This window comes from Tessaracoccus sp. ZS01, from assembly GCF_022342445.1.
Classification (GTDB): Bacteria; Actinomycetota; Actinomycetes; order Propionibacteriales; family Propionibacteriaceae; genus Arachnia.
Genome location: NZ_PQFE01000001.1, coordinates 64,572 through 76,961, shown reverse-complemented (window position 1 = coordinate 76,961; position 12,390 = coordinate 64,572). Strand labels below are relative to the sequence as shown.

Sequence of the window (12,390 nt, the reverse complement as noted above, 5' to 3'; positions counted from 1 at the left end):
CTGTGGCCAACATCGTCAATCTCGAAGCCATCACGCATGGCTTCGGTACCCGCACCCTGCTCGACAACGTCTCCTGCGGCATCTCGGAGCGCGAGGTGATCGGCGTCGTCGGCCGCAACGGCGACGGCAAGACCACCCTGCTGCGGATCATGACCGGGGAACTGGAGCCAGATGCGGGGCGCGCCATCCGCGCCACCAACTCCTCCATCGGCGTGCTGCAGCAGCAGAGCGACCCCCGTCCCGGTGAAACGGTGCGCGACCGCATCGTCGGCGGTGAAGCGGACCACGTCTGGGCGGCTGACGCCGGCAAACGCGGCGTCGTCGAGGCACTCCTGACCGACATCGGCCTGGAGCGGCCCCTGGAGAAGTTGTCGGGTGGTGAGCGACGACGGGTCGAGCTCGTCGCGGTCCTGCTCGGCCACCACGACCTCATCGTGCTCGACGAGCCCACCAACCACCTCGACGTGGAGGCCATCGCCTTCCTGGCCGAGTATCTCCGCGCCCGCACGCAGGCCGGGCTGGCCATGCTGGTGGTCAGCCACGACCGCTGGTTCCTCGACGCCGTGTGCACCCGCATCTGGGAGGTGCACGACGGCGTGATCGACGCCTACGACGGTGGTTACGCCGCGTACGTGCTCGCCCGTGTGGAGCGCCAGCGGGTGGCCGCGACGAACGAGGCGCGTCGCAAGAACCTCGCGCGCAAGGAACTCGCCTGGCTGCGCCGCGGCGCCCCTGCCCGCACGTCGAAGTCGAAGTTCCGCATCGAGGCCGCTAACGTCCTGATCGCCGACGAGCCGCCGCCACGCGACAAGCTGGCGCTCGAACAGTTCGCGGTGACCCGCCTGGGCAAGGACGTGTTCGACCTCATCAACGTCGACTACACGGTGCCGGACCGCACGTTGCTCGACAGGTTGACCTGGTCGATCGGTCCGGGAGACCGGATCGGTCTGGTGGGCATCAACGGCGCGGGCAAGACCACCCTCCTCGACCTCCTGGCCGATGAACGTGACCCGGACAGCGGCAAGATCAAGCGCGGCAAGACCCTCCGGTTGGCTTACCTGTCGCAGGCCGTGGCCGAGCTCGATGAGGACGACCGCGTGTTGTCGTCGGTGAAACGGTTGCGCGAGGAGACGAAGCTCGCCACCGGTCGCGACGCCTCCGCATCGTCGCTGCTGGAGGAGTTCGGGTTCACCGGCGACAAGCTCGTGGCCCGGATCGGCGACCTGTCCGGCGGGGAGCGCAGGCGGCTGCAGTTCCTGCGCCTGCTGCTGACCGAACCCAACGTGCTGCTGCTCGACGAGCCCACCAACGACCTGGACATCGACACCCTGACCGTCATCGAGGACTACCTCGACACCTGGCCGGGCACGCTGATCGTGGTCAGCCACGACCGGTACTTCCTGGAGCGCGTCACCGACGTGACCTACGCGCTGCTGGGCGACGGCACCTGCGTGCTGCTGCCGGGTGGCGTCGAGGAGTACCTGGACAGGCGACGGCGTGCCCAGGCCGCCGACGCGGCTGCAGCGCCTGGCCCCACCGGGCCCGCCACCAAGTCCGACGCCGCTGCGGAGCGTCAGCGGAAGAAGGACCTGGCGCGGCTCGAGAGCCAGCTCGGCAAGGTCGAGTCGGAGATCGTCAAGCTGCACACCGCGATGACGGAGGCGGCCAGCGACTACCCGCGGCTGGCGAAGCTCACGGCTGACCTGCAGGCTGCCGAGGCCCGCAAGGACGACCTCGAAGAGGCCTGGCTTACCGCCGCTGAGTGACCGCAAGGCGGGCCGTGACCTGGGGTGTCCCCCGGGTACGGCCGCAACTGCTCCAGGCTCGGCCCTCAGCCCAGCACCGCACCCTTGCTGGCCGAACCCACGAGCTTCTGGTATTTGCCCAGGACGCCGGTGGTGAACTTGGGCTTGATCGGGCTCCAGCCCTCCCTGCGGCGCGCGAGTTCCTCCTCATCAACCTCGAGGTCGAGCGTCATGGTGCCGACGTCGAGACGGATCTTGTCCCCGTCGCGGACGAACGCGATGGGCCCGCCGTCGGCCGCTTCCGGCGCGACGTGGCCCACGCACAACCCGGTGGTGCCGCCGGAGAACCGGCCGTCGGTGAGCAGGAGGACGGTCTTGCCGAGGTTGGCGCCCTTGATCGCCCCGGTGATGGCCAGCATCTCGCGCATGCCCGGGCCACCCTTGGGCCCCTCGTAGCGGATGACCACCACGTCGCCATCCGTGATGGTGCCGTTCTCCAGCGCATCGAGAGCGGCACGCTCACGTTCGAACACCCTGGCGGTGCCTTCGAACACATCGGTCTGGAAGCCGGCGGTCTTGACCACGGCGCCCTCCGGGGCGAGCGATCCGTGCAGGATGGTGATGCCGCCGCGCGGGGCGATGGCGTTGTCCAAGGACCGCAGCACCTTGCCGTCGGGGCGGCCGGGCGCCGACTCCTCAAGGTTCTCAGCGATGGTCTTGCCCGTGACGGTCATGCAGTCGCGGTTGATGAGCCCCGCCTCGTCGAGCACCCGCATGATGACGGGCACGCCGCCCACCCGGTCGACGTCGTTCATGACGTAGCGCCCGTAGGGCTTGAGGTCGCCCAGGTGCGGCACCTTGGCCTGCATGCGGGTGAAGTCTGCCAGCGTGAGGTCCACGTCGGCCTCGTGGGCGATGGCCAGCAGGTGAAGCACGGCGTTGGTGGACCCTCCGAACGCCATCACGACGGCGATGGCGTTCTCGAACGCCTCCTTGGTCATGATGTCCCTGGTGGTGATGCCCTGGCGCAGCATCTCGACGACGGCCTCGCCGGCCTTGAACGCCGCGATGTCGCGCCTGGGGTCGACGGCCGGCGGCGCGGCGGAGCCGGGGATCGACAGGCCCATGGCCTCTGCCACGCAGGCCATCGTGTTGGCCGTGTACATTCCGCCGCAGGCGCCCTCGCCAGGACAGATCGCCTTCTCGATCGCGGTCACGTCCTCGCGCGACATCAGCCCCCTGGCGCAGGCTCCCACCGCCTCATAGGCGTCGATGATCGTGACCTCGCGTTCCTCTCCCGACGAGAGACGCGCCAGGCCCGGCAGGATGGATCCGGCGTAGACGTAGACGGAGGCCAGACCCAGGCGGGCGGCGGCCATCATCATGCCCGGCTCGGACTTGTCGCAACCGGCCAGCAGCACGGATCCGTCGAGGCGTTCCGCCTGCATCACGATCTCGACGGAGTCCGCAATCGTGTCGCGGGAGACGAGCGAGTAGTGCATGCCGTCGTGGCCCATCGAAATGCCGTCGGAGACGGAGATGGTGCCGAATTCGAGCGGGAAACCGCCGGCCGCGAACACCCCCTCCTTGGCCTTCTTCGCGAGTCTGTCGAGGGAGAGGTTGCAGGGGGTGATCTCGTTCCAACTGGAACCCACGCCGATCTGGGGCTTGGCGAAATCGTCGTCGCTGAGGCCGACTGCACGCAACATGCCGCGGGCGGCGGTGGCTTCCAAACCGTCGGTGACCTGGCGGGAGCGGGGCTTGATGTCCGGATGCTCTTCCATTCCCGGAGTCTACGGCCCCGTCACTGCCGTTCGTCGGGCGAAGTGCCGAACCGTTGGCCCCTGTCCAACGTGGCGATGGCGGCCATGTCGTCGTCGGTCAGCGTGAAGTGCTCCACCTCCAGGTTGCTGCGCAACCGCTCGGGGTTCGTCGACTTCGGGATGACCGCGTTGCCCAACTGCAGGTGCCACCGGATGATGGCCTGCGCCGGGGTGACGCCGTGCCTGGCCGCGATGGCGCGGATCAGCGGGTCTTCCAGCACCTGCCCACGGCCCAGCGGGCTCCACGCCTGCGTGACGATGCCGTGCTCCCGGTGGTAGTTCCGGAGGCCTTCCTGTTGGAGGTAGGGGTGGAGCTCCACCTGATTCACGACGGGGGCGACCCGTGTCTCCTCGATGATCCTGCCGATGTGCTCCTCCGTGAAGTTGGAGACCCCGATGGAGCGGACGCGGCCCGCCTCGCGCAACTCGATGAGGGTGCGCCACACGTCGACGTACTGGTTCCGGTTGGGGCGGGGCCAGTGGATCATGTAGACGTCGACGGCCGTGCCCAGCGCCTTCTCGGTCGCCTCGAAGGAGGCGAGCACCGCGTCCTCGTCCTGGCTCTCCTCGCCCCAGAACTTGCTGGTGACGGTGAGGAGCGAGCGGTCGATGTCGACGCGCCGAAGCGCGTTGCCCAGTTCGACCTCGTTGGCATAGAACTCGGCGCCGTCGACCAGCCGGTAGCCGGCGTCGACACCGGCGACCACCACCTCCTCCGTCTGCTCCGGCGGAACCTTGTAGAGGCCGAAGCCGAGCGCAGGCATGCGGAAACCGTCGAGGAGTTGCAGGTCGTCTGTCATGGGCCCGATTCTGCCACCGCCGGCCGGCACCCGGCTTAGACTCGGGGCATGGATCTCCATCCCGCACTGCAGCCCCTGGCAACGCTCGTCGGCACCTGGGAGGGCGCTGGGCACGGGGAGTACCCGAGCATCCGGCCCTACGGCTACATCGAAGAGATCACGTTCACCAACATCGGCAAGCCGTTCCTGGAGTACCGGCAGCGGACCTGGAATTCGGACAACGCGCTGATGCACGTGGAGACGGGCTACCTGCGACTCCCCTCCCCGGACAGGGTGGAGTTCGTGTTGGCGCTGCCCACCGGCCAGGTGGAGCTCGCCGAAGGACATCTCACGGTGGCGGACGGTGTCGTGCAGCTCTACCTGGAGGGCAGGATCCTCAACTCTTCGACGGCGAAGACCGTCAACGCGTCCGCCCGCCGCTACTCCCTCATCGACGACGAACTGGCCACCAGCTTCGACATGGCCGCCGGGGAGTACCCCCTGCAGCGTCACCTGACCTCTGAACTGACCCGCACCAGGTAGCGGCGCTCCGGCCAACCGGGACCGGCCCCTCCGTCGCTGTCGCACCCTCGGTTTACGCTCGCCAACATGTACAGGACACTGGCCGTCTCCGGATACCGGTCGCTGCGTGACGTCTCCGTCCGGCTCGGCCGCGTCACCGTCGTGACGGGGGCCAACGGGTCGGGAAAGTCGAGTCTCTACAAGGCCCTGCGGCTCCTGGCCGGTTGCGCGCTGGGCGACGCGGTGGCCTCGCTGGCGCGCGAGGGCGGGTTGTCGTCGGTGCTGTGGGCCGGCCCCGAGTCGCTCCAGGGCGCCCGGCGCACCGGTACGGTGCAGGGCACCGTGAGGAACGGACCGGTGTCGCTCAGGTTGGGCATCGGCGCTGATGCGCTCAGCTACCTCATCGATCTGGGCCTGCCCCAGCAGGGCCTGAGCGCCTTCGACCGGGACCCGGAGATCAAGCGCGAGGTGGTCTGGGGTGGCCCGCTCATGCGCGCCTCCACCCTCGCCGCCCGCCGGAAACGCGGCCTGGTGGAGGTCCGCGACGAGGGCCCCTGGGAGGAACTGCCCTTCCAGCTGGCGCCCCACCAGTCCATGCTGCTCGACCTCCCCGAACTCCGGGCGCTGCGGGACGACCTCGCGGCCTGGCGGTTCTACGACACCCTGCGCACGGACGCCGGGGCCCCGGCCAGGCAACCGCGGGTGGGCACCCGCACCTGGGCGCTGGCCGGCGACGGCGCGGATCTGGCTGCGGCACTGCAGACGATCCACGAACGCGGGCGCGAACCCATCGGCCAGTTCATCGAGGACGCTTTCCCCGGCAGCAGCCTCGAGGTTCCGGTAACGGACGGGATCTTCGAGCTCGCGCTCCACCAACCCGGCATGTTGCGCCCGCTGCGCGCCGCAGAACTGTCGGACGGCACCCTGCGCTACCTCATGTGGCTGGCCGCCCTCCTGGCCCCGGCCCGCCCTCCCCTGATGGCCTTGAACGAACCCGAGAACAGCCTCCACCCCTCCCTGATCGCACCACTCGGGCGCCTGATCGCGCGCTCGGCGAGGGAGACGCAGATCGTCGTTGTGACCCATTCACAAGCCCTCGTCGAGGCGCTCACCAGCGCGGTGACCGAGGAGGACCTGGAGTTGGTTGACCTGGTCAAGGACACGGGGGAAACGGTGATCGCCGATCAAGGCCTGCTATCGCGTCCTAGCTGGGAGTGGGGCCGCCGGTGAGCTTCGCCCCAGCGGCTATTCCATACCCCCTAGGGGTATGATAGCGTCGGCGGCATGACGGCTCACCAACATCACGGGCACCCGGCACCCACGGCGCCGGAGGCGCGAGGCCACGAAGACCACACGGACCATTCCCGAATGACCCATGGGGCGCCTCCGGAGAGCGCCGGCCACGAAGGCCCCGCCACCCATGGAGGCCACGGCGGTCATGCCGGCCACGCGGTCCGCTTCGGCCTCCTCTTCTGGATCATGCTCGCCCTGGGTGTCCCGGTCGTCGCACTCTCGCCGATGTTCGCCCACCTGATCGGCTACGCCCTCCCGGGCTGGGCCATCTGGGTGGCGGCACTTCTCGGCACGGTCATGTACGTCTGGGGCGGCCAGCCGTTCCTGACGGGAGCCGTCAACGAGATCAGGCAGCGCAAGCCCGGCATGATGCTGCTGATCGGGCTCGCCATCACCGTCGCCTTCTTGGCCTCCTGGAGCGCGACGCTGGGCATCCTCCACCACGAACTGGAGTTCTGGTGGGAGCTGGCGCTGCTGATCGTCATCATGCTGCTGGGCCACTGGGTGGAGATGCGCTCCCTGGCACAGACCACCTCAGCGCTCGATTCGCTCGCCGCACTGCTGCCGGACGAGGCCGAACGCGTCGTCGACGGCGGCGTGGAGAAGGTCTCCCCCACCGCCCTGGCAACCGGCGACATCGTGATCGTGCGGCCCGGCGGCCAGGTGCCGGCCGATGGCAGGATCACCCAGGGCTCAGCGAGCATGGACGAGTCGATGATCACCGGCGAATCCAAGCCGGTGGCCCGTAGCGAGGGCGACCAGGTCGTGGCCGGAACAATCGCCACGGATTCGGGCATCCGCGTGGAGGTCACCGCCGTCGGTGACGACACCGCCCTCGCCGGCATCCAGAAGATGGTCCTCGACGCCCAGAACTCCTCGTCGAGGGCACAGCGGATCGCGGACCGGGCGGCGGCCTGGCTGTTCTGGTTCGCCCTCGGCGCGGCCGTCATCACCGCCGTCGCGTGGACCGTGCTCGGCGTGCCGGACCAGGCGATCGTCCGCACCATCACGGTGCTCGTGATCGCCTGCCCGCACGCCTTGGGGCTGGCCATCCCGCTGGTGGTGTCGATCGCCACCGAGCGCGCCGCCAAGGCCGGCGTCCTGGTCAAGGACCGGCTCGCGCTCGAGGCGATGCGCACCGTCGATACCGTCCTGTTCGACAAGACCGGCACGTTGACCGTCGGCGCCCCGGTTGTCGCGGCGGTCCACGCCGTCGGACGCTCCGACGACGAGGTGCTCGCCCTGGCCGCAGCCGCGGAGGCCGACTCCGAGCACCCCCTTGCCAAGGCGATCGTCCGGCGCGCGGCAGAGCGCGGCGTTCAGGTGCAGCAGGCACATGACTTCTCGTCCTCCCCCGCCGTCGGCGTCAGCGCCCTGGTTGAGGGACGACGCGTCCAGGTGGGCGGCCCCCACCTGCTGTCCCAGGAGACAGCAACGGCACTTCCGGTCAGCGAGACCTGGGCGTCCTCCGGAGCCACCATCCTGCACGTGCTGGTCGACGGCGAGCCCGTCGGCGCACTGCAGGTCGCCGATGAGGTCCGCCCCGAATCCCGGGCGGCCGTCGAGGCGCTCCGCGAGCGCGGGGTCACCGTCGTGATGATCACCGGCGACGCTCGGGCGGTGGCGGAATCTGTCGCGGCAGACCTCGGCATCGAGCGGGTCTTCGCGGGAGTCCGCCCAGAGGACAAGGCGGGGAAGGTGCAGGAGCTGCAGCGCGAGGGACGAACCGTGGCGATGGTCGGCGACGGCGTCAACGACGCACCGGCCCTCGCCCAGGCCGACGTCGGCATCGCGATCGGCGCGGGCACCGACGTCGCGATCGGGTCCGCAGGCGTGATCCTCGCGGGGGACGACCCTCGGGCGGTCGTCTCCGTCATCGAGTTGTCGCGCGCCGCCTACCGCAAGATGAAGCAGAACCTGTGGTGGGCGGCAGGGTACAACTTGGTGGCGGTGCCGCTCGCGGCGGGCGCGCTCGCCTCAGCAGGCGTCACCCTGCCGATGTCGGTGGGCGCCATCCTGATGTCCCTCTCGACGGTGGTGGTGGCGGTGAACGCCCAACTGCTGCGCCGCCTGGAACTGGACCCCGCCTCGGTTACGCGCCCACAGCACGCTTGATCAGGTCGGCAACCTTCGTCTCCACCTGCGCCGTCCACGCCGGGATCGCGAACGCGGAGGGCCAGATGTCGCCGTCGTCGAGTTTCGCGCTGTCGTTGAAGCCGAGGGTGCCGTAGCGAGTGCCGAACTTCTTCGCCGGTTGGAAGAAGAAGACGATCTCCTTACCCACCATGTAGGCGGGGAACCCGTACCAGGTCTTGCACCCCATATCAGGCGCGACCTTCTTCACCAGCGCGTGGAGGGACTCGGCGATCGCCTTGTCGTCGCCCTCCATCTCAGCGATCTTCGCCAGCACATCGGCTTCGGGGTCCTTGGTGGAGCGCGCCCGCTTCAGCTCAGAGGCCCGTTCCTTCATGGCGGCCTTCTCCTCGGCGGAGAAGGTGTCTGCATCAGCGTCGGTGCGTTTCTTGGTGGCCATGTCGAAATCCTGCCACGCCGAGGACGCTATTTACGATTGATGACAACAGTTCCGAGCAGCAGATCTGTCAAGGCACGCCGCTCGGCGCCGATCACCACCGCCGGGATGACGAGGCACTTCAGTGCGGTGCGCACGATGGCGCGCCACCAGCCGATGTGCCGGCCGTCGAGCCGCACGATCCCGATCCGGGCGATGAGCTGGCCGAAGGAGCCGCCGGTGAGCGCCGTGAGGATGCTCGCCTCCACGAAGTACACCGCCAGGATCATGAACGACCTCCACCCGGTGCCCGTCATCACCTCGATGCCGAAGACCGCTATCGCCACCAGCATGCTGGCGGCCCAGTCGCCGATCATGGCGGCGATACGCGCGCGCCACGACGCGAGCGAGCCACGGCCACGCTCGGGCAGACCGATGGTCTGGCCCGGGTAGGTGGTGATGTCAGTCACGCGGCGCAGCCTACCAGCGGCTCCCCGGTACGCCGTCGGTGAACAGGTTTCCCGGAGCCTTCAGGGACGTGCCATGATCTGTCCATGCTGATGCTCGTCGGTCGACTGTGGGTCGATCTCTGCCGCGTTCCCGCGGGCACCTGTCTGCGCTGACGCGGACCCCTCCCGACGTTCATCCCACCCCAGCTTTCAAGGAATCCTCATGTCCACCATCATCGAGGCGCGCTCTGACGCACCCACCCGCGAACCCCGCAAACCCTTCTACACCGGCCTCGGCTTCCAGATCGCTGTCGGCCTCGTCGTCGGCCTGATCCTGGGATTCATCGCACTCGGCATCGGTGCGCCCGCCGAAGGCGAGCGCAACTGGCTCACCGGCCTTCTCTACGAAGTGGGCTCGGCCTACGTCAAGCTCCTCATGCTGCTCGTCGTGCCGCTCGTCGTCACCGCCGTGATCTCCTCGATCGCCCGCCTGCAGCAGGTCAGGAACGCCGCCCGGCTCGCCGTCCAGACGCTCGTGTGGTTCGCCATCACCGCCCTTGCCAGCGTCATCGTCGGCATCGTCGTCGGCCTGCTGTCCAAGCCGTGGCTGACCGCCGGCGTCTCCGGCGACGCCGCCGAACTCCCCAGCCGCCAGGGCGACTGGGCCGCGTTCCTGCTCGGTCTGGTACCCAGCAACATCTTCGGCCTCGGCGTCAACGCCAGCACCACCGCCGAGGGCGTCGTGACCGCTTCCCCGAGCTTCTCGGTGCTGCAGGTCCTCCTCATCTCGATCCTCTTCGGTATCGCCGCGGTCAAGGTGGGCGACAAGGCCGCGCCCTTCGTCGGCTTCATGGAGTCGGCGCTGTCCGTCATCCAGAAGGTCCTGTGGTGGATCATCCGCCTTGCCCCCATCGGCACCGCTGCCCTCGTCGGCCGCGCCGTTGCCACCTACGGCTGGACCTCGCTGGCGTCGCTCGGCTCCTTCGTCCTGGCCCTCTACGTGGGCCTGGCCGTGATCTGGGTGGTCGTGTACCCCGCCGTGCTGAAGTTCAACGGCCTCGACGTGGCGCAGTTCTACCGCAACGTGTGGCCCGCCATCTCGCTGGGCTTCGTGACCCGCTCCTCGATGGGCACCATGCCCGTCACCGAGCAGGTCGTCGAGCGCAACCTGGGCGTGCAGCGCCAGTACGCCAGCTTCGCCGTGCCGCTGGGCGCGACCACGAAGATGGACGGTTGCGCCGCGGTCTTCCCGGCCATCGCCGCGATCTTCATCGCCCAGTTCTACGGCATCGACCTGAACATCACGCACTACCTGCTGATCGCGTTCGTCGCCGTCCTCGGCTCCTCGGCCACCGCCGGCACCACCGGCGCGACCGTCATGCTGACCCTCACGCTGTCCACGCTGGGCCTCCCGCTCGAGGGCGTCGGCCTGCTGCTCGCGGTTGAGCCCATCGTCGACATGGGCCGCACGGCCCTCAACGTCACCGGCCAGGCGCTGGTCGCGGCGGTCGTGGGCAAACGCGAAGGCGTGCTGGATCAGGAGATCTACGACGCGCGTCCGCAGTTCGCTGCCTGACACACGCAAGCTGAGAGGGGTCCGGGCCACGCCCGGGCCCCTCTGGCGTTGCGCTGAGGGGCCTTCGACACCGGGAAAGCTGTAACAGGGCCGTTACCCACCGGCAACTGCCGGGCAAAGATAGGCTCATATCGTTTGGACTCGTCAACCGAGACGTAAAGGCTATCCACATGTTCCAAGGCGCAGACGACCTACTGGCTTACATCAAGGAAGAGAATGTCGAGACGATCGACGTGCGCTTCTGCGACCTGCCCGGGGTCATGCAGCACTTCACCGTCCCAGCGACCGCCTTCGGGCCCGAGGTCTTCGAAGATGGCCTGGGGTTCGATGGTTCCTCCATCACCGGCTTCCAGAAGATCCATGAGTCCGACATGGCCCTGCTGCCGGATCCCACCACGGCCTACCTGGACCCGTTCCGCAAGTCGAAGACGATGAACGTCAACTTCTTCGTGCACGACCCGCTGACCAAGGAGCCCTACTCCCGTGACCCGCGCAACATCGCGCGCAAGGCGGAGGCGTTCCTGGGGTCCACCGGCATCGGCGACACCGCCTTCTTCGCCCCTGAAGCGGAGTTCTACGTCTTCGACGACATCAGGTTCGAGACGTCGGCGAACTCGTCGTACTACCACATCGACTCCGAGGCGGGCGCCTGGAACACGGGACGGATCGAGGACGGCGGCAACCGCGGCTACAAGGTGAGCTACAAGGGCGGCTACTTCCCCGTCGCGCCCGTGGACCACTTCGGGGACCTGCGCGACGACATCGTGCGTCACATGGGCAACGCCGGCCTCGAGGTCGAGCGTGCGCACCACGAGGTCGGCACCGCCGGCCAGGCCGAGATCAACTGGCGCTTCGACACGCTGCTCAAGGCCGCCGACGACGTCATGAAGTTCAAGTACCTCGTGAAGAACACGGCGTGGGAGGCGGGTAAGACCGCCACGTTCATGCCGAAGCCCATCTTCGGCGACAACGGCTCCGGCATGCACGTCCACCAGTCCATCTGGGAGAACGGCAAGCCGCTGTTCTACGACGAGAACGGTTACGCCGGCCTGTCCGACATGGCCCGCTGGTACATCGGTGGCCTGCTGAAGCACGCGCCCGCCCTGCTGGCCTTCACCAACCCGTCGGTGAACTCGTTCCACCGCCTGGTGCCCGGCTTCGAGGCCCCGGTCAACCTGGTCTACTCGCAGCGCAACCGCTCGGCGTGCATCCGCATCCCGATCACCGGTTCGAACCCGAAGGCCAAGCGCATCGAGTTCCGCTGCCCGGACCCGTCGTCGAACCCGTACCTGGCGTTCGCGGCGATGCTGCTGGCTGGCGTCGATGGAATCCAGAACCGGATCGAACCGCTGGCCCCCATCGACAAGGACCTCTACGAACTGCCGCCGGACGAGCATGACCAGGTGCCCACGGTGCCCGGTTCGCTGGGTGCGGTGCTCGAGGAGCTCGAAGCTGACCACGAGTTCCTCTACGCCGGTGACGTGTTCACTCCGGACCTCATCGAGACGTGGGTCGAGCTGAAGCGCGCAGAGATCCAGGCCATCGCGATGCGCCCGCACCCCCACGAGTTCGAGCTGTACTACGCACTCTGAGCCGGTCGCCGGTATTTCGAGGGAGATTGCTGCCACATCGACGCCACAGGGCGCGATGTGGCGGGAATCTCCCTCGAACTGTCTGATCCATCCTTCGATAGA

Annotated in this window: 10 protein-coding genes; 6 read left to right on the top strand and 4 right to left on the bottom strand. The window is 68.3% G+C overall.

Going from position 1 to position 12,390, the window contains the following annotated elements:
• Positions 1-2 precede the first annotated feature (2 nt).
• On the top strand, positions 3-1,766 hold the full coding sequence (locus C3E87_RS00395; protein ID WP_076058141.1) for an ABC-F family ATP-binding cassette domain-containing protein: 1,764 nt from the start codon (positions 3-5) through the stop codon (positions 1,764-1,766).
• 65 nt (positions 1,767-1,831) lie between these two features.
• Here the strand turns inward: C3E87_RS00395 and ilvD are convergent, their stop codons facing one another.
• Entirely contained in the window at positions 1,832-3,529 is a 1,698-nt protein-coding gene (ilvD, locus tag C3E87_RS00390) for a dihydroxy-acid dehydratase (protein WP_076058138.1), read from the bottom strand.
• A gap of 20 nt (positions 3,530-3,549) precedes the next feature.
• A complete protein-coding gene (locus tag C3E87_RS00385; RefSeq protein ID WP_076058136.1) occupies positions 3,550-4,368 on the bottom strand; it encodes an aldo/keto reductase in 819 nt (272 codons plus the stop codon).
• Positions 4,369-4,416: 48 nt separating this feature from the next.
• Between C3E87_RS00385 and C3E87_RS00380 the strand changes: the two genes are divergently transcribed.
• From C3E87_RS00380 to C3E87_RS00370, 3 genes are all read left to right on the top strand, one after another.
• Positions 4,417-4,890, top strand: a complete 474-nt coding sequence (locus C3E87_RS00380; protein ID WP_076058134.1) for an FABP family protein — start codon at positions 4,417-4,419, stop codon at positions 4,888-4,890.
• Positions 4,891-4,956: 66 nt separating this feature from the next.
• Positions 4,957-6,099, top strand: a complete 1,143-nt coding sequence (locus tag C3E87_RS00375) for an AAA family ATPase (protein ID WP_076058132.1) — start codon at positions 4,957-4,959, stop codon at positions 6,097-6,099.
• A 54-nt stretch (positions 6,100-6,153) separates the two neighbouring features.
• The gene (locus C3E87_RS00370; RefSeq protein ID WP_076058131.1) at positions 6,154-8,277 is read left to right on the top strand and encodes a heavy metal translocating P-type ATPase; all 2,124 of its coding nucleotides are present in this window, start codon (positions 6,154-6,156) and stop codon (positions 8,275-8,277) included.
• Here the strand turns inward: C3E87_RS00370 and C3E87_RS00365 are convergent.
• Both C3E87_RS00365 and C3E87_RS00360 read right to left on the bottom strand, forming a co-directional pair.
• Entirely contained in the window at positions 8,255-8,695 is a 441-nt protein-coding gene (locus C3E87_RS00365) for a hypothetical protein (protein WP_076058129.1), read from the bottom strand. The genes C3E87_RS00370 and C3E87_RS00365 overlap by 23 nt on opposite strands.
• A 26-nt stretch (positions 8,696-8,721) precedes the next feature.
• Positions 8,722-9,141 (bottom strand): RDD family protein, encoded by a 420-nt coding sequence (locus C3E87_RS00360; protein ID WP_076058127.1) that lies wholly within the window; start codon positions 9,139-9,141, stop codon positions 8,722-8,724.
• A 202-nt stretch (positions 9,142-9,343) separates the two neighbouring features.
• Between C3E87_RS00360 and C3E87_RS00355 the strand changes: the two genes are divergently transcribed.
• Entirely contained in the window at positions 9,344-10,696 is a 1,353-nt protein-coding gene (locus tag C3E87_RS00355; protein WP_076058125.1) for a dicarboxylate/amino acid:cation symporter, read from the top strand.
• A gap of 170 nt (positions 10,697-10,866) precedes the next feature.
• A complete protein-coding gene (gene glnA / locus C3E87_RS00350) occupies positions 10,867-12,288 on the top strand; it encodes a type I glutamate--ammonia ligase (protein WP_076058123.1) in 1,422 nt (473 codons plus the stop codon).
• Positions 12,289-12,390: the final 102 nt, after the last annotated feature.

What these genes read in the sequence shown, in the direction of transcription:
- ilvD (WP_076058138.1), bottom strand. Translation starts at nt 3,529, where the DNA reads ATGGAAGAGCATCCGGACATCAAGCCCCGCTCCCGCCAGGTCACCGAC.
- C3E87_RS00355 (WP_076058125.1), top strand. Translation starts at nt 9,344, where the DNA reads ATGTCCACCATCATCGAGGCGCGCTCTGACGCACCCACCCGCGAACCC.
- C3E87_RS00380 (WP_076058134.1), top strand. Translation starts at nt 4,417, where the DNA reads ATGGATCTCCATCCCGCACTGCAGCCCCTGGCAACGCTCGTCGGCACC.
- C3E87_RS00385 (WP_076058136.1), bottom strand. Translation starts at nt 4,368, where the DNA reads ATGACAGACGACCTGCAACTCCTCGACGGTTTCCGCATGCCTGCGCTC.
- C3E87_RS00375 (WP_076058132.1), top strand. Translation starts at nt 4,957, where the DNA reads ATGTACAGGACACTGGCCGTCTCCGGATACCGGTCGCTGCGTGACGTC.
- C3E87_RS00370 (WP_076058131.1), top strand. Translation starts at nt 6,154, where the DNA reads ATGACGGCTCACCAACATCACGGGCACCCGGCACCCACGGCGCCGGAG.
- glnA (WP_076058123.1), top strand. Translation starts at nt 10,867, where the DNA reads ATGTTCCAAGGCGCAGACGACCTACTGGCTTACATCAAGGAAGAGAAT.
- C3E87_RS00365 (WP_076058129.1), bottom strand. Translation starts at nt 8,695, where the DNA reads ATGGCCACCAAGAAACGCACCGACGCTGATGCAGACACCTTCTCCGCC.